Raw genomic sequence first — 17,425 nt, forward strand, 5'->3', positions numbered from 1 at the left:
GGCGCGCGATGCGGGCGCATGAGCCGGGGCCCTCTCCTCCGCGCTGCCCTCGCCGCGTCGCTGGCCCTGCCCGCCGCGGCCGCGCCGGCGCGCGGCGAGGCGGCGTTCCCGGCGCGCTACCGCGTGCTCGCCGCCGGCCTGCCGGTGCTCGACATCGAGGCGCAGGTCGAGGTGGGGGGCGAGAGCTACCGGCTGCGCGCCACGCTGCGCCCGCGCGGCCTCCTTGCCCTCGCCATGCCCGGCGAGCAGGTCAGCGAGGCGAGCGGCGGCCTGCGGGGCACCGAGGCGCGGCCCAGGCACTACCGCTCCGAGGGCGTCTGGCGCGGCCGGCCGCGGCGCCTCTGGCTCGACTGGCACGGCGCCGACCCGGTGCCGCGGCTCGACGACCCGCCTGCCCCCGCCGGGCACGAGCCGGTGCCGCCCGCGCTGCGTCGCGGCACGCTCGACGCGCTTTCCGCCCTGGTCCGGCTTGGCCGCATCGTCGCCGCGACCGGGCGCTGTGAGGCCGCGGCGGCGGTCTATGACGGGCGGCGGCGCATGGACTACGCGCTGCGCACCGCCGGGCGCGAGGTGCTGCCGCCCTGGCGCGACGCCTGGGCCGGCGAGGCGCTGCGCTGCGGCTTCGAGGCCCGGCAGGTGGCCGGGTTCCGCCGCGACCAGGACCCGGAGGAACGCGCCCGCCCGCACCGCGGCGAGGCCTGGCTGGCGCCGCTCGTCCCCGGCGGCCCGCCGGTGCCGGTGCGGCTCGCCGTGGCGACGCGCCGGCTCGGCACCGTCGAGGCCTATCTGGTCGCGCCGGACCCGCCGTCGCGCGGGCCGGGGCGCGCCGCGGCCAGCACGCGGGGCAGCAGCGCGGGCAGCTCGTCCGGTCTCCGCGCCAGCGCCGCCGCGCCCTCGGCCATGGCGGGCGGGCCGTAGCCCCAGGCGGCGAAGACGCAGGGCAGGCCCGCGCCGCGGGCGGCCAGCACGTCGTTGCGGTGATCGCCGACCATCACCGCGGCTGCCGGGGCGCCCCCGGCCAGGCGCAGGGTCGCCAGGAGATGGCCCGGGTCGGGCTTGCGCACCGCGAAGCTGTCGCCGGCGCCGATGGCGGCGAAGCGTCCGCGCAGGCCGAGCCCCTCGAGCAGGGCGCGCGTCGCCGCCTCCGGCTTGTTGGTGCAGACGGCGAGCCGCCAGCCCGCGGCGGCGAGCGCGTCGAGCGCCTCCGGGATGCCGGGGAAGGGGCGGGTCCGCACCGCCGCGTGCGCCGTGTAGTCGGCGAGGAAGCCGTCGAGCGCGGCCTGGTCGAAGCCGCGGCCGCGCGCGGCGAGCGCCCGCTCGACCAGCGCCCGCGCGCCGTCGCCCACCATGGCCACGATCTCGGCGCGCGCGAACCCGGCGAGGCCGAGGCGGGCCATCAGGCGGTCGGTCGCGGCGTGCAGGTCGGGGACGCTGTCCACCAGCGTGCCGTCGAGGTCGAACAGCGCGGTGCGCGGCATCCTCCGCCGCTTAGGGGAGGCGCCGCCGGCACGCAATCCGCGGCGCGATCCGCCGCGGCGCCGCAGGGGCCGAGCGGGCGCCGACGCCGCCCTCCCCGGCGCAAGCGGCGATTCGCCGGAATCCGCGCCGCCGCGTCGGGAGCCACCCGGTGGCGGCGTCGGGACGCGCGAACAAGGCGGCCTCGTCGCCGCCGGGCGGGGGGCCGGGGCGGAGAGCCCGACGGCGCCCCCGGCGTCGCGCGGCGCGGCGGAGTCGCCCGGTCCCCGCCGCGGCGCGCCACGCGGGGGAATGGCGCCCAAGGTCGCAGCGTGTCGCCGCACGCCCGCCCTTCGCCGTGCGGCAGGCCTGCGCCCTAGCGGCGCGGCGGGCCGCCGCAGGAGGGCCGCCCGCCGCCTGCGGGGCGGGACGCCGGTCACATCGCGCAAAACGGATTGACCGCGGCGGTCCCGAACGGCGCTTGCCCCGCTGCCGGCGGCGGCTTAACCGGTCGGCATGACCGATCCGGCCGCCCCCGCCGTCGCCATCGTCCTCGCCGCCGGGCTCGGCACGCGGATGCGCTCCGCGCTGCCCAAGGCGCTGCACCCGATCGCCGGCCGGCCCATGCTGCGCCACCTGCTCGCGGCGGTGGAGGCGGCGTTCGAGCGCACGGTGGTGGTCGTCGGGCCGGACATGCCGGCGCTGGAGAGGGCCGCCGCGCCGCATCCCGTGGCGGTGCAGCGCGAACGCCTCGGCACCGCGCACGCCGCCCTGCAGGCCGCGCCGCTGCTCGAGGGATGGCAGGGCGACGCCGCCGTGCTCTACGCCGACACCCCCCTGATCCGGCCGGCGACGCTGCGCCGCCTGCGCGCGGCGCGGCGGGAGGCGGACCTCGCCCTGCTCGCCATGCGTCCGGCCGATCCCGGCCGCTACGGCCGCGTCATCGGCGACGGCGCGGGCGGCGTCGCCCGCATCGTCGAGTGGGCCGACGCGACCGAGGCCGAGCGCGCCGAGGGGCTGTGCAACGCCGGGGTCCTCTGCGCCCGCGCCGCCGACCTGCTGCGCTGGCTGCGCGCGGTGCGCAACGACAACGCCAAGGGCGAGTACTACCTGACCGACGTGGTCGCGCTGGCCCGCGCCGAGGGCCGGCGCTGCGTCGCCGTCGAGGCGCCGGAGGCCGAGCTGCGCGGCATCAACAGCCGCGCCGAGCTGGCGGCGGCCGAGGCTGCGGTCCAGGCCGCGCTGCGCGCCGCCGCGCTGGAGGCGGGGGCGACGCTGGTCGCGCCGGAGACGGTGTTCCTCAGCCACGACACGCGGCTCGGCGCGGACGTGACGGTGGGGCCCAACGTGGTGTTCGGCCCCGGCGTGACGGTGGAGGAGGGGGCGGAGATCCGCGCCTTCTCCCACCTCGAGGGCTGCGTCGTGCGGCGCGGCGCGGTCGTCGGCCCCTTCGCCCGGCTCCGTCCCGGCACGGTGATCGAGGCCGGCGCCCATGTCGGCAATTTCGTCGAGCTGAAGGCGGCGGTGCTGGGGGAGGGGGCGAAGGCCAACCACCTCGCCTATCTCGGCGACGCCACCATCGGCGCCGGCGCCAACATCGGCGCCGGCACCATCACCTGCAACTACGACGGCGTCGCCAAGCACCGCACCGAGATCGGCGCGGGTGCCTTCATCGGCTCCGACACCGCCCTCGTCGCGCCGGTGCGCGTCGGCGCGCGGGCGCTGGTCGGCGCCGGCAGCGTCATCACCGAGGACGTGCCCGACGACGCGCTGGCGATCGCGCGCGGCCGCCAGGCGGTGAAGCCGGGGCGCGGCGTCGGGGGACGGCAGGGAAGGGGCTGAGCCATGTGCGGCATCGTCGGCGTGGTCGGGCGCGCGGAGGCCGCGCCGCGTCTGCTCGAGGCCCTGCGGCGCCTCGAATACCGCGGCTACGACAGCGCCGGCATCGCCACCCTGGTCAACGGCCACATCGAGCGGCGGCGCGCCGAGGGCAAGCTCTCCAACCTCGCCGCCGCGCTGGAGCGCGCGCCGCTGCCCGGCACCACCGGCATCGGCCACACCCGCTGGGCGACGCACGGCGCGCCGACCGAGCGCAATGCCCACCCCCACGCCACGCGCCGCGTGGCGGTGGTGCACAACGGCATCATCGAGAACCACGCCGAGCTGCGCGCCGAGCTGGAGGCCCGGGGCGCCGAGTTCGAGACCGAGACCGACACCGAGACGCTGACCCGCCTGCTCGACTGGCTGCTCGCCCAGGGCGCCTCGCCCGAGGAGGCGACGGCGCGCGCGCTCCGGCGCCTGCACGGCGCCTTCGCCGTGGCGATGGTGTTCGCCGGCCATCCGCGCACGCTGATCGCCGCGCGCCAGGGCGCGCCGCTCGCGGTGGGCTACGGCGAGGGCGAGATGTTCGTCGGCTCCGACGCCCTCGCCCTCGCGCCGCTGACGCGCCGCATCGCCTACCTGCAGGAGGGCGACTGGGCGGTGCTGTCGGACACCGGCGCGCGCTTCTTCGACGCCCTCGGCCGCCCCGTGGAGCGCGAGGTCCGCGTCACGGCGCTGTCCGGCGCCGCCACCGGCAAGGGCAACTACCGCCACTTCATGGAGAAGGAGCTGCACGAGCACCCGGTGGTGATCGGCGAGACGCTGCGCCAGTACGTCGAGCCCGCGACCCGCGCCGTCGCGCTGCCGCCGCTGCCCTTCGATCCCGCCGCCGTGCCGCGGCTGACGGTCACCGCCTGCGGCTCCGCCTTCCTCGCCGGCCTGGTCGGCCGCTACTGGATCGAGGGGCTCGCCCGCATCCCGGTCGAGGCCGACATCGCGAGCGAGCTGCGCTACCGCGACCCGCCGCTCGCCGAGGGCGGCGCCGCGCTCCTCGTCAGCCAGAGCGGCGAGACGGCGGACACCCTCGCCGCGCTGCGCCTGCTCAAGGCGGGCGGCCAGCGGACGCTCGCGGTGGTGAACGTGGACGAGAGCAGCATGGCGCGCGAGAGCGACGCGCGCCTCCTCACCGTCGCGGGGCCGGAGATCGGCGTCGCCTCGACCAAGGCCTTCACCGCGCAGCTCTCGGTCCTCGCCTCCCTCGCCATCGGCTTCGCCCGCGCGCGCGGGCGGCTCGCGCCGGAGGAGGAGGCGCGGCTCACCGCGGCGCTGCTCGAGCTGCCCGGCCACGCCGCGGCGCTGCTCGAGGACGGCAGGACCATCCAGGCGCTGGCGCAGGAGGTGGCGCCGGCGCGCGACGTGCTGTTCCTGGGCCGCGGCAACCTCTACCCGATCGCCCTCGAGGGCGCGCTCAAGCTCAAGGAGATCAGCTACATCCACGCCGAGGGCTACGCCGCCGGAGAGATGAAGCACGGCCCCATCGCGCTGATCGACCCGGCGGTGCCGGTGATCGCGCTCTGCCCCTCCGGCCCGCTGTTCGAGAAGACCGCGAGCAACCTGCAGGAGGCCGCCGCGCGCGGCGGGCGCGTGATGGTCTTCACCGACGCCGAGGGCGCCCCGGCGCTGCGCCGCTTCGCCGAGCGCGTGATCGAGCTGCCGCGCGTGCACCCCTTCGTGGCGCCGATCCTGCATGCGATCCCGGTGCAGCTCCTCGCCTATCACGTCGCCGTGCTGAAGGGCACGGACGTGGACCAGCCGCGCAACCTCGCCAAGAGCGTGACGGTGGAGTAGCGGCGCGGGGCGCGCCGCGCGCCCGGGCTGACAGCCTCCCGCCATCGGCCTATCCTCCCCGCACGCCCGAACGGGGAGACGCCGCCATGCTCGATGTCACCGCCAAGCTGCCGCTCAAGGACCCGGAGCTGCTGCGCCAGGCGAACTACATCGCCGGCCGATGGGTGCAGGCCGACAGCGGCCGCACCATCGAGGTGAGGAACCCCGCCAACGGCGAGCTCGTCGGCACCGTCCCCGCCATGGGCGCCGCCGAGACCCGCCGCGCCATCGAGGCGGCGAACGCCGCCTGGCCCGCCTGGCGCGCCATGCTGGCGAAGGACCGCGCCGCGATCCTGCGCCGCCTCGCCGAGCTGATGCACCAGCACGCCGACGACCTCGCCGCGATCATGACCGCCGAGCAGGGCAAGCCGCTCGCGGAATCCAAGGGCGAGGTCGCCTACGCCGCCTCCTTCATCGAGTGGTTCGCCGAGGAGGCGCGCCGCGTCTACGGCGAGACCATCCCGCAGAACGCCAAGGGCCGGCGCATCATCGTGCAGAAGGAGCCGGTCGGCGTCTTCGCCGCGATCACGCCCTGGAACTTCCCCTCCGCCATGATCACCCGCAAGGCCGGGCCCGGCTGGGCCGCGGGCTGCACCGGCGTGATCCGGCCGGCCTCGCAGACGCCGTTCTCGGCCCTCGCGCTCGCGGTGCTGGCCGAGCGCGCGGGCATGCCGCCCGGGGTGTGCAACGTCATCACCGGCCCCTCGGGCGAGACGGGCAAGGAGCTCACCTCCAACCCGATCGTGCGCAAGCTCTCCTTCACCGGCTCGACCGAGGTCGGGCGGGTGCTGCTCGCGCAGTGCGCGCCGACGATCAAGCGGACCTCGATGGAGCTCGGCGGCAACGCCCCCTTCATCGTCTTCGACGACGCGGACCTCGACGCCGCGGTGCAGGGCGCGATGGCCTCGAAGTACCGCAACACCGGCCAGACCTGCGTCTGCGCCAACCGCATCCTGGTGCAGGACGGCGTCTATGACGCCTTCGCCAAGAAGCTGAAGGCCGCGGTCGAGGCGCTGAAGGTCGGCCCGGGCATGGAGCCCGGCGTCACGCAGGGCCCGCTCATCAACGCCGCCGCGGTGGCGAAGGTCGAGGAGCACATCGCCGACGCCGTGGCCAAGGGCGCGCGGATCGTCACCGGCGGCAAGCGGCACGCGCTCGGCGGCAACTTCTTCGAGCCGACCGTCCTCGCCGACGTCCCGCCGAACGCGCTGATCTTCCGGGAGGAGACCTTCGGCCCGGTCGCGCCGCTGTTCCGCTTCAGGACCGAGGAGGAGGCGATCCGCCTCGCCAACGACACGGAGTTCGGCCTCGCCGCCTATTTCTACGCCCGCGACGTCGGCCGCATCTTCCGCGTCGCCGAGGCGCTGGAATACGGCATTGTCGGCATCAACGAGGGCATCATCTCGACCGCCGAGGCGCCGTTCGGCGGCTTCAAGCAGTCCGGCCTCGGGCGCGAGGGCAGCCACTACGGCATCGAGGAGTACCTCGAGATCAAGTACCTCGCCCTCGGCGGCATCGGCACCTGAGGCGGGCGGCCGCCCGCCGGGGGCCGGGGGGAGGGAGGTCCGCCGCCCCCCGGCCTCATCGGGGCGGGCGGGCGTGCGCGCAGGGAAGGATGGCCCGGACCCGCTGCGGGCCGGGCGAATGGGTCCAGCCGGGGACGCCCCGCTCGAGCTCCTCGAGCAGGTACGGAAGGGTGTCCGCGGTGAACCAGCCCATGGCCAGGCCCAGGCGGATGGCCGCGCAATCCGCCTGGGCCTCGGCCTTCACGCCGTTCACGTGCGCGCACTGGTGGCCGTACACGAAGAACTGGACCAGCGGGTCCTGCTCGAAGAACGCCGGGTGCAGCAGGATCTGCGTCGGCCTCGGGCTGGCTTGCGCGAGGTCGCCGAGACGGGGCACCACGACCGTGGGAACCGGGCCGCAGTACACGGGGATGTCCGCGATCCGGAAGGCGCCGGCCCGCAGCGTCTGCTCGCTGACCGGCGCCGGCCCCGGCGCGGCCGGCACCGAAGGACCCGGCAGGCCGGACCGCGCCGCCGCCGGCATGGCAAGCGCGACCGGCAGGGCAAGACCGAACAGCGCACCGGCCAGCTTGGCGCGAACCATGCCCATCCCCCTCGGTCAGGTTCACGCGGACGTTATCAACTCGGAAACCGTTGTGCCATCGGAAAGTCGGGCGGCATCGGGGGCTTCCGGGCCGCTGCGACCCGCCTGGCCGGTGCCTCCTCTCCGGCGCGCCCCTCTCGCCGGCAGCGGATGCCTCGCGCCGCGCCCGGCCCGGCGCGAACCCGGAGCGCCGGCCCTTCGCCCGGCCGGCGCGGGAGGCGCCCGGGCGCAACCCCTGGCGCCCGCCGCGCGAAGCGGGCATTCAGGCCGGAGGCCGGCCGGTCCGCCCGCCGGCGAGGCACAGCCCAGGATCCCCCCGCGATGCCCTACGACTACGACCTCTTCGTCATCGGCGGCGGCTCGGCCGGCGTGCGCTGCGCACGCATCGCCGCGGGCCACGGCGCGCGCGTCGCCGTCGCCGAGGAGCGTTTCTGGGGCGGAACCTGCGTCAATGTCGGCTGCGTGCCGAAGAAGATCATGGTCAATGCCGCCGAATACGGCGCCTGGATCGAGGATGCCGCCGCCTTCGGCTGGGACGTGCGCAAGGGCCCGCACCACTGGGAGAAGCTCGCCGCCGCCCGCGACGCCGAGGTGCAGCGCCTTTCCGCCCTCTACCGGAGCCTGCTCGAGAACGCGGGCTGCACCGTCTTCGAGTGCCGCGCCGCCTTCCTCGATCCGCACACCCTCCAGGTCGGCGAGTCCCGCGTCACCGCCGAGCGCATCGTCATCGCCACCGGCGGCCGCCCGACGCGCCCGGACATCCCGGGCGCCGAGCTCGGGCTGATCTCGGACGACGTCTTCACCATGCACGCCCGGCCGCGGCGCATCGCCATCGTCGGCTCGGGCTACATCGCGGTGGAGTTCGCCGGCATCTACCACGGCCTTGGCGCCGAGGTGGACCTGGTCTATCGCGCCGACCTGCCGCTGCGCGGCTTCGACCACGACCTGCGCGCCGCGCTGCGCGACGCCTACGACGCCCAGGGCATCCGCCTCCACCCCGGCCAGCAGCCCGCCGCGCTCGAGCGCCGCGGCCGGGCGCTTGTCCTCCGCACCCGCCGCGGCGACGAGATCGAGGCCGATTGCGTCCTCTTCGCCACCGGCCGCGCACCCAACACCCGCGGCCTCGGCCTGGAGGCGGCGGGGGTGGCCTGCACCGAGGAAGGGGCGGTGATCGTGGACGAGGACCACGCCACCACCCGGCCCCACATCTTCGCCATCGGCGACGTGACGGACAAGCTGAACCTCACGCCGATGGCCACCGCCGCCGGCCACGCGCTCGCCGACACGCTGTTCGGCAATGCGCCGCGCCGCGTCAGCTACCGCAACGTCCCGACCGCCGTCTTCTCCGCCCCGCCGATCGCGACCGTCGGCATGACGGAGGCCGACGCCGCGGCGCAGGGGCCCTGCGACATCTACCTCACCCGCTTCGCCCCGATGCGCCACACCATCAGCCGCCGGCCGCGGCGCACCCTGATGAAGCTCGTCGTCTGCCAGCGCAGCCGGAAGGTCCTCGGGGCCCACATGCTCGGCGAGGACGCGCCCGAGATCATGCAGGGCATCGGCATCGCCGTGGGGATGGGCGCGACCAAGGAGGACTTCGACCGGACCATCGGCATCCACCCGACCGCGGCGGAGGAGTTCGTCACCCTCCGCACCCGTGTCCGCGAGGCCGGGCTGCCCGAGAAGGCCCGGGCGGCGGAATAGCCCGGGCCGGGCCCTCCCCCCGTGGATCGCCGGGCCGCCGGGCGCTAATCTCCCGCGCTCGCAAGGGAGAGTTGGCTGATGAACACGGCGCGCGCCGCGTGGCACCCGGGCAGTTGGCGGGCCATGCCGATCCGGCAGGTCCCGGACTACCCCGACCCCGCGCGTCTGGAGGCCATGGAGCGCCGGATCGCGGGCTTCCCGCCCCTGGTCTTCGCCGGGGAGGCGCGGCGCCTCAAGGCCGCGCTCGCCCGCGCCGGGGACGGCCAGGCCTTCGTGCTCCAGGGCGGCGACTGCGCCGAGAGCTTCGCCGACTTCAACGCCAACATCATCCGCGACACCTTCCGCGTGCTGCTGCAGATGGCGGTGGTGCTGACCTTCGGCGCCGCCCTGCCGGTGGTGAAGCTCGGCCGCATGGCCGGCCAGTTCGCCAAGCCGCGCAGCTCCGACACCGAGACGCGCGACGGCGTGACGCTTCCCTCCTACCGCGGCGACATCATCAACGGCCCGGAGTTCACGGCCGAGGCGCGCGTTCCCGATCCGGGCCGGATGGAGTTCGCCTACCTGCAGTCCGCCGCCACGCTCAACCTGCTGCGCGCCTTCGCCACCGGCGGCTACGCCGATCTGCACCAGGTGCACCGCTGGAACCTCGGCTTCGTGCGGCGCAGCCCGCTCGCCGACCGCTACGCCGACCTCGCGCACCGCATCGACGAGACGCTGAACTTCATGTCCGCCTGCGGCATGGGCGAGCTGCGCGAGGTGCGCGAGACCGACTTCTACACCAGCCACGAGGCCCTGCTGCTGCCCTACGAGCAGGCGCTGACGCGGATCGATTCCACCACCGGCGACTGGTACGCCTGCTCCGCCCACTTCCTCTGGATCGGCGATCGCACCCGCCAGCCGGACGGCGCCCATGTCGAGTTCCTGCGCGGCGTGAGGAACCCGATCGGCATGAAGGTCGGGCCCACCATGGACGCGGGCGAGCTGGTCCGCCTGACCGAGATTCTCAACCCGGCGAACGAGAAGGGGCGCCTGACCCTGATCTCCCGCATGGGCGCGGACAAGGTCGAGGCGAAGCTGCCGCCGCTGGTCCGTGCCGTGCAGCGTGCCGGGCGCCACGTGGTCTGGCTGTGCGACCCGATGCACGGCAACACCACCACCGTGAACGGCTACAAGACCCGCCGCTTCGACGCGATCCTCGCCGAGGTGCACCGCTTCTTCGAGGTCCACCACGCGGAGGGCACCTGGCCCGCCGGCGTGCATGTCGAGATGACGGGGCAGGAGGTGACGGAATGCCTCGGCGGCGCGCACCGCCTCTCCGAGGCCGACCTCGCGGCCAACTACGCCACCTTCTGCGACCCGCGGCTCAACGCCGAGCAGTCGCTGGAGCTCGCCTTCCTCCTCGCCGAGGAGCTGAAGGCGCGCCGCGCGCGGGCCGACGCCGCGCCGGCCCAGGCGGCGCAGTGACGGCGCGGGCGGCGGCGCCGTGACGGCGGGGCCGGCGGCAGGGCGGGAGCCGTCCGCCTCGGACGTCTCCGACGCCGTCATCGCCGCGCGCACCGACAGCTACTTCAACCGCACCCGGGCGATCGTCTCCCGCTTCGGCGACTGCCGCGTCACCTACGCGGTGTTCATGCGCCGCCCCGTCATCTCCGCCCCGCGCCTTGCCATCGAATGGCTCGAGCGCGTCGCTGCCGCGCGCGGCACGCGCTTCGAGATCGAGCTGATGCACGAGGAGGGCCGCTGGGTCGGCGCCGGCGACCCGATCTTCTACATCACCGGCTCGCTCGCGCAGCTCGCCGATCTCGAGACGATCTACCTGCAGAAGCTCGGCCCGCCCTGCGTCGCCGCGCACAACGCCTACCAGATGTGCCTGGAGCTGCCGCAGGTCGCCTTCCTCGCCATGGAGGCGCGCCACTGCGCCGGCTTCGAGATGCAGGAGATGATGGAGTACGCTGCCGCCGTCGGCAGCGCGGCGGCGCGGCGCGAGGGCGCCAGGGGCTTCATCGGCGGCGCCAGCGACGCCACCGCGCACTACTTCGGCGCCGCGCGCGGGCGCGGCACCATGCCGCACGCGCTGATCGGCTACGCCGGCTCGACCGTGCGCGCCGCCGAGATGTTCCACGAGACCTTCCCGGACGAGGACCTCACCGTCCTCACGGACTATTTCGGACGCGAGGTGACGGACGGCCTCGCCGTCTGCCGCCGCTTCCCCGAGCTCGCCGCCGCCGGGCGCCTCGCGGTGCGCCTCGACACCCACGGCGGCCGCTTCCTCGAGACCCTCGACCCGGCGGAGAGCTACGCCGTGCTGGAGCGGCACGCGCCCCAGGCGATCCGCCGCTACCGCAGCGAGACGGAGCTGCGCTACCTGGTCGGCACCGGCGTCTCCGCCGCCGCCATCTGGCGCATGCGCGAGGCGCTGGACGAGGCCGGCTTCCCCAAGGTGCGGATCGTCGCCTCCTCCGGCTTCAATGTCGCCAAGTGCCGGGTGATGGCGGAGGCCCGGGCGCCGATCGACCTGGTCGGCACCGGGAGCTTCCTCCCCGAGGCCTGGAGCGAGACCTACGCCACCGCCGACATCGTCGAATACGACGGCACGCCGCGGGTGAAGGTCGGGCGCGAATTCCTCCTCCGCCGCAACGGCGAACGGCGGCGCGGCGGCACGGGCGCGGCCGCCGGGGCCGCGACCTGACCGGCGCCGCGGGGGGTGGCCCGGCCCCGCGCGTTGACCCTCACCCCCCGCCTCCCTAGGTTCCGGCAGCCATGGCCGCCGCCGACACGCTCCGCATCGCGCTCGCCCAGATCAACCCCCACATGGGCGCCCTCCGCGCCAATGCGGAGCGCATCCGCCGGGCGCGGGCGGAAGCGGCACGGCACGGCGCCGATCTCGTCGTCACGCCCGAATTCTCGATCTCCGGCTACCCGCCGGAGGACCTGGTCCGCAAGCCGGCCTTCGTCGAGGCCTGCGCCGCCGCCATCGCCGACCTCGCGCAGGAGACGGCGGATGGCGGCCCCGGCCTCGTGGTCGGCGGTCCCTGGCAGGACGGAGACAAGCTCTACAACGCACTGTTCGTCCTCGAGGGCGGCCGCACCCTCGCCCGCCGCGCCAAGCACGAGCTGCCGAACTACGGCGTGTTCGACGAGAAGCGCGTCTTCGATCCCGGTCCGTGTCCGGGGCCCGTCGCCTTCCGCGGCTTCCGCCTCGGCCTGATGATCTGCGAGGACTGGTGGTTCCAGGCCGTCTCGGAGACGCTGGCCGAGAGCGGCGCCGAGATCCTGCTCTCGATCAACGCCTCGCCCTTCGAGGCGGAAAAGCACGAGCGCCGCCTCCAGCTCGGCATCGCGCGGGTGGTGGAGACGGGCCTGCCCTTCGTCTTCCTCGGCCAGGTCGGCGGCCAGGACGAGCTCGTCTTCGACGGCGCGAGCTTCGTCCTCAACCCCGACCGCTCGCTCGCCGCGGTGCTGCCGATGTTCGAGGAGGCGATCGCGCTGACCGAGTGGCGGCGCGAGGGCGGGCGCCTGGTCTGCGCGCCGCGGCCCCTGCCGCCGCCGGTGCCGCGCCTCGAGCAGATCTACCGCGCGATGATGCTCGGCCTGCGCGACTACGTGGAGAAGAACCGCTTCCCCGGCGTGGTGCTCGGCCTCTCGGGCGGCATCGACAGCGCCCTCTCGGCCGCGGTCGCTGCGGACGCGCTCGGGCCGCGGCGCGTGCGCGCGGTGATGCTGCCCTCGCCCTACACCAGCCGCGAGAGCCTGGAGGACGCCGCCGCCGTCGCCGACCTGCTCGGCATCCGCTACGAGACGATCGGCATCGGCCCGGCGATGGAGGCCTTCCGGGCCATGCTGGCGCCGGCCTTCGGCAGCCTCCCGCCCAACACCACCGAGGAGAACATCCAGGCGCGCATCCGCGGCGTCACGCTGATGGCGCTGTCCAACAAGTTCGGCGACATGCTGCTCACCACCGGCAACAAGAGCGAGATGAGCGTGGGCTACGCCACGCTCTACGGCGACATGTGCGGCGGCTACTCGGTGCTGAAGGACGTGTACAAGACGACCGTCTTCGCGCTCGCGCGCTGGCGCAACGCCAACCTCCCGCCCGGCGCGCTCGGCCCGCGCGGCCCGGTGATGCCGGAGCGGGTGATCGCCAAGCCGCCCTCCGCCGAGCTCAAGCCCGGCCAGAAGGACCAGGACACCCTGCCGCCCTACGAGGTTCTGGACGCGATCCTGGAGGGCCTGGTCGAGGGCGAGAAGAGCGTGGAGGCGATGGTCGCGGAAGGGTTCGACCGCGCCATGGTGCTGCGCGTCTGGCGCATGCTCGACCGCGCCGAGTACAAGCGCCGCCAGGCGCCGCCGGGGGTGAAGATCACCCAGCGCGCCTTCGGGCGCGACCGGCGCTACCCCATCACCAACGGCTTCACGGACCTCGTGGCATGAGCGGCGGCAGCGTCTTCGACAGCGGGCTGTTCGGCACCCCCGGCGGCTATGCGGTGCGCATCCGCGACCTGTCCGGCGCCAACGGCAGCGAGCCGGTCGAGGTGGTCCGCGGCTTCGCCACGCTCGCGCACGCCAACGCCTTCGCCCGCCGCTACGTGCGGGATTCGGTCGAGCGCTGCCGCGCTCCCGGCATGACGCCGGAGCAGGTGCTGGAGGCCTGGTTCGCCTACGGCGAGGATGCCGAGATCGTCGGCCGCGACGACCAGGCCTGGCGCAGCGCCACCGAGCTGCGCGACTTCGCCCGCATCCCCGTCGCCGACGCGGAGGAGCGCAACTGGCGCGCCCTCGATCCGCGGCGCTACGCCGGCGGCGACGAGGGGGACGAGGAGCCGTGAGCGGCCGCGCCGGCAGCGCGCGCCGCTGCGCCGCGCCCGGACCCCGCCGGCGGCGGGCGCCGGGATGAAGCTGCGCTTCGCCCCCGCGCCGACCGGCTTCCTCCATGTCGGCAACGCGCGCCTCGCGCTCGTCAACTGGCTCGTCGCGCGCCGCCACGGCGGCACCTTCCTGCTGCGGCTCGACGACACCGACCGCGAACGCTCGAAGCCCGAGTTCGCCGCCGCGATCGAGGAGGACCTGCGCTGGCTCGGCCTCGACTGGGACGAGTTCCTGCGCCAGTCCGACCGCCTCGACCGCTACGCCGCCGCCGCCGAGCGCCTGAAGGCCGCGGGCCGCCTCTACCCCTGCTTCGAGAGCGAGGAGGAGCTGCGCGCCAAGCGCGAGCGGCGCCTGCGCGAGGGCCGCCCCCCGGTCTATGACCGCGAGGCGCTCAAGATGACGCGCGAGCAGTACGAGCGCGCCCTCGCCAACGGCAAGCGGCCTTACTGGCGCTTCCTGCTCTCCGCGCGCACCATCGCCTGGCGCGACCTGGTGCTCGGCGAGCGCCAGGTGCGGCTGCAGGCCGTCAGCGACCCCGTGCTGATCCGCGCCGACGGCACGCCGCTCTACACCTTCGCGTCGGTGGTGGACGACCTCGAGACCGGCATCACCCATGTGGTGCGCGGCGAGGACCACGTGACCAACACCGGCATCCAGCTCGACCTCTACGAGGCGCTCGGCGGCGACCCGGCGGCGCTCGCCTTCGCCCATCTGCCGCTGCTCGTTGACGCCGAGGGCGGCCCGCTCTCCAAGCGCCTCGGCAGCGTCTCGCTGCGCCAGCTCCGCCGCGACGGGATCGAGCCCGCCGCGCTCGCCGGCTACCTCGCCGCGCTCGGCACCGCGCGCGACCCGCGCCCGGCGATGCCGCGCGAGCTGGTCGCGGAATTCGACCTCGCCCAGGTCTCGCGCTCGCCCGCGCGCTTCGATCCGCAGCAGCTCCTCGCCCTGAACCGCCGCGCGCTGCGCGAGGCGCCGTTCGAGGCGGTGCGCGACAGGCTGCCGGAGGGCGCCGACGAGCGCTTCTGGCTCGCGGTGCGCGGCAACCTCGATCTTCTCGCCGAGGCGCGCGTCTGGTGGGAGGTGGTGCGCGGCACCATCGTCCCGCCGGCGCTTCCGGGGGAGGGGGAGTTCCTGCGCGCCGCGCTCGACACCCTGCCGCCCGAGCCCTGGGACGAGACGACGTGGTCCGCCTGGACGGAGGCGCTCCGGACGCGCACCGGCCGCAGCGGCCGCGCCCTGTTCCGCCCGCTGCGCCTCGCCCTCACGGGCGAGGAGCACGGCCCCGACCTCAAGACCCTGCTGCCGCTGATCGGGCGCGAGCGCGCCGCGCAGCGCCTCCGCAGCGCCGCCACCTCCGCGAGCTGACATGCCCGAGCTGATCCTGCACAACAGCCTGACCCGCGCGGACGAGGTTTTCGTCCCGCTCGACCCGCAGCATGTGCGCATGTATGTCTGCGGCCCCACCGTCTACGACCTCGCGCATCTCGGCAACGCGCGGCCGGTCGTGGTGTTCGACGTGCTCTACCGGCTGCTGCGCCGCCTCTACCCGCGCGTCACCTACGTGCGCAACATCACCGACGTGGACGACAAGATCAACGCGCGCGCCCTCGAGACCGGCGAACCGATCGCCGCCATCACCGAGCGCACCACGGCGGAGTTCCACCGCGACATGGCGGCGCTCGGCTGCCTGCCTCCGGACCACGAGCCGCGCGCCACCGCCTCCATCCCCGAGATGGTCGCACTGATCGAGCGCCTGATCGCGCGCGGCCACGCCTACGTGGCGGACGGCCACGTGCTGTTCTCGGTCGCCACCTTCCCGGACTACGGCCGGCTGTCCGGCCGCTCGCGCGAGGAGCTGATCGCCGGCGCGCGCGTCGAGGTCGCGCCCTACAAGCGCGACCCGGCCGACTTCGTGCTGTGGAAGCCCTCGCCGCCCGAGCTGCCCGGCTGGGACAGCCCCTGGGGCCGCGGCCGGCCGGGCTGGCACATCGAGTGCTCCGCCATGTCGTGGAAGTATCTCGGCGAGGTGTTCGACATCCACGGCGGCGGCCACGACCTGATCTTCCCGCACCACGAGAACGAGATCGCGCAGAGCCGCTGCGCCTTCGGCACGCCCATCATGGCGCGGTACTGGCTGCATAACGGCATGCTGCTGGTCAACGGCGAGAAGATGTCGAAGTCGCTCGGCAACTTCTTCACCGTGCGCGACATCCTCGCGCGCGGGCCGTGGGCCGGCGAGGCGTTCCGGCTGCTGCTGCTGCGCACCCACTACCGGCAGGAGCTCGACTTCAGCTTCCCCGCGCTCGAGGAGGCGCGCAAGGAGCTCGACGACGTCTACGCCATGCTGTCGCGCGCGGCGGCGCCGCCCGCCGACCAGGCGCGCATCGCCGAGATGGCGGAATGGGCGATCGCGCCGCTGCTCGACGACCTCAACACCCCGCTCGCGCTCGCCCGCCTGCGCGACCTGCGCACGCTCGAGAATGTCGCGAGCGTCGGCGGCTCGCCGACTGCGGTGCTGCATCGCATCGGCCGCGACTGGCCGGTCGTCCCGGGTCTTGCGGCGGAGGCGTTCCGCCGCGCCGCGGCCCCGCTCGGCCTCTTCGCCGCCGACCCGGTGGCCTGGCTGCATGGCGGCGAGGACGTCGCGGCGATCGAGGCCGCGATCGCCGCCCGCGCCGCGGCGCGCCGGCGCCGGGACTACGCCGAGGCCGACCGCATCCGCAACGAACTGGCGGCCCGGGGCATCGTCCTCGAGGACGGCCCCCAGGGCACCACCTGGCGCCGCGCATGACCGGCCGCGACGGCGGCGCCGACCTCGCCCCGCCGCCCGGGGAGAGCCCGATCATCGTCCTGGTCCGTCCGCAGCTCGCCGAGAACATCGGCGCCGTCGCCCGTGCCATGGGCAATGGCGGGCTGTTCCATCTGCGCCTGGTGGCGCCGCGCGACGGCTGGCCGCAGCCCCACGCCTGGCGCGCCGCGGCCGGCGCCGACCGCATCCTCGAGGCGGCGCAGGTGTTCCCGGACGTCGCCAGCGCCGTCGCCGACTGCCACCGCGTCCTCGCCACCTGTCCGCGGCCGCGCCACGTGATCATCCCGGTGCTCACGGCGCGCGCCGCCGCTGCCGAGCTGCGCGACATCGCCGCGCGCGGCCTGCGCGCCGCGGTGCTGTTCGGCCCCGAGCGCGCCGGCCTCACCGCGGAGGACCTGGCGCGCGCCGACACGCTGGTGCGCTACCCGCTCAACCCCGCCTTCATGAGCCTGAACCTCGCCCAGGCGGTGATGGTGCTGGCCTACGAGTGGTGGACGGCGGCCGAGGCCACGCCGCCGCGCGTGCTGATGACCAACGAGACCCGCCCCGCCACCAAGGCCCAGCTCGAGGCGTTCCTCGATCGCCTGATCGCGGAGCTGGACGCCAGCGGCTTCCTCGACCACGAGCAGAAGCGCCCGGGCATGATCCGCAACCTGCGCCACTGGTTCGAGCGCGGCGAGGTCACCGAGCAGGAGCTGCGCACCCTGCACGGGGTCGTCACCGAGCTGTCGCGCGGGCGTATGCGGCGGGGACGGCCGGACGGGTAGCCGCGGC

Annotated in this window: 13 protein-coding genes and 1 pseudogene; 12 read left to right on the top strand and 2 right to left on the bottom strand. The window is 75.1% G+C overall.

Annotation, left to right across the window (positions count from 1 at the left end; genetic code table 11):
- Positions 1–18: 18 nt before the first annotated feature.
- Positions 19–729: pseudogene (locus tag K1J50_RS18955) on the top strand (DUF3108 domain-containing protein); the annotation flags it as partial.
- Positions 730–782: 53 nt separating this feature from the next.
- Here K1J50_RS18955 and gph read toward each other — a convergent pair.
- The gene (gph, locus tag K1J50_RS04320; protein WP_220116210.1) at positions 783–1,478 is read right to left on the bottom strand and encodes a phosphoglycolate phosphatase; all 696 of its coding nucleotides are present in this window, start codon (positions 1,476–1,478) and stop codon (positions 783–785) included.
- A gap of 493 nt (positions 1,479–1,971) precedes the next feature.
- Between gph and glmU the strand changes: the two genes are divergently transcribed.
- From glmU to K1J50_RS04335, 3 genes are all read left to right on the top strand, one after another.
- Positions 1,972–3,297, top strand: coding sequence for a bifunctional UDP-N-acetylglucosamine diphosphorylase/glucosamine-1-phosphate N-acetyltransferase GlmU (gene glmU, locus K1J50_RS04325; RefSeq protein ID WP_220116211.1), 1,326 nt, complete (start codon positions 1,972–1,974; stop codon positions 3,295–3,297).
- A 3-nt stretch (positions 3,298–3,300) separates the two neighbouring features.
- Entirely contained in the window at positions 3,301–5,124 is a 1,824-nt protein-coding gene (glmS, locus tag K1J50_RS04330) for a glutamine--fructose-6-phosphate transaminase (isomerizing) (RefSeq protein ID WP_220116212.1), read from the top strand.
- A gap of 86 nt (positions 5,125–5,210) precedes the next feature.
- On the top strand, positions 5,211–6,689 hold the full coding sequence (locus tag K1J50_RS04335; RefSeq protein ID WP_220116213.1) for an NAD-dependent succinate-semialdehyde dehydrogenase: 1,479 nt from the start codon (positions 5,211–5,213) through the stop codon (positions 6,687–6,689).
- A 55-nt stretch (positions 6,690–6,744) separates the two neighbouring features.
- Here K1J50_RS04335 and K1J50_RS04340 read toward each other — a convergent pair whose 3' ends face one another.
- Positions 6,745–7,272 carry a hypothetical protein gene (locus K1J50_RS04340; protein ID WP_220116214.1) on the bottom strand — a complete coding sequence of 176 codons (528 nt, stop codon included), beginning with the start codon at positions 7,270–7,272 and terminating at the stop codon, positions 6,745–6,747.
- Between the two features lie 321 nt (positions 7,273–7,593).
- Here K1J50_RS04340 and gorA point away from each other — a divergent pair, with 321 nt between their 5' ends.
- The 8 genes from gorA to K1J50_RS04380 all read left to right on the top strand — a co-directional run bounded on the left by gorA (position 7,594) and on the right by K1J50_RS04380 (position 17,418).
- Entirely contained in the window at positions 7,594–8,976 is a 1,383-nt protein-coding gene (gorA, locus tag K1J50_RS04345) for a glutathione-disulfide reductase (RefSeq protein ID WP_220116215.1), read from the top strand.
- A gap of 78 nt (positions 8,977–9,054) precedes the next feature.
- Positions 9,055–10,440, top strand: a complete 1,386-nt coding sequence (locus tag K1J50_RS04350) for a class II 3-deoxy-7-phosphoheptulonate synthase (RefSeq protein WP_220116216.1) — start codon at positions 9,055–9,057, stop codon at positions 10,438–10,440.
- A gap of 19 nt (positions 10,441–10,459) precedes the next feature.
- Positions 10,460–11,665, top strand: a complete 1,206-nt coding sequence (locus K1J50_RS04355) for a beta/alpha barrel domain-containing protein (protein WP_220116217.1) — start codon at positions 10,460–10,462, stop codon at positions 11,663–11,665.
- Between the two features lie 71 nt (positions 11,666–11,736).
- Complete coding sequence (locus K1J50_RS04360) at positions 11,737–13,407, top strand: NAD+ synthase (protein WP_220116218.1); 1,671 nt, start codon at positions 11,737–11,739, stop codon at positions 13,405–13,407.
- Positions 13,404–13,802: a hypothetical protein gene (locus K1J50_RS04365; protein ID WP_220116219.1), complete on the top strand. Its 399-nt coding sequence runs from the start codon at positions 13,404–13,406 to the stop codon at positions 13,800–13,802. Before K1J50_RS04360 ends, K1J50_RS04365 begins: the two co-directional genes overlap by 4 nt.
- Before the next feature lie 64 nt (positions 13,803–13,866).
- On the top strand, positions 13,867–15,207 hold the full coding sequence (gltX, locus tag K1J50_RS04370; RefSeq protein ID WP_220116220.1) for a glutamate--tRNA ligase: 1,341 nt from the start codon (positions 13,867–13,869) through the stop codon (positions 15,205–15,207).
- A 1-nt stretch (position 15,208) separates the two neighbouring features.
- Positions 15,209–16,633: a cysteine--tRNA ligase gene (cysS, locus tag K1J50_RS04375; RefSeq protein WP_220116221.1), complete on the top strand. Its 1,425-nt coding sequence runs from the start codon at positions 15,209–15,211 to the stop codon at positions 16,631–16,633.
- Positions 16,630–17,418 (top strand): RNA methyltransferase, encoded by a 789-nt coding sequence (locus K1J50_RS04380; protein WP_220116222.1) that lies wholly within the window; start codon positions 16,630–16,632, stop codon positions 17,416–17,418. Before cysS ends, K1J50_RS04380 begins: the two co-directional genes overlap by 4 nt.
- Positions 17,419–17,425: the final 7 nt, after the last annotated feature.

The sequence above is a fragment of the Caldovatus aquaticus genome (genome assembly GCF_019458025.1).
GTDB classification, from domain to species: Bacteria; Pseudomonadota; Alphaproteobacteria; order Acetobacterales; family Acetobacteraceae; genus Caldovatus; species Caldovatus aquaticus.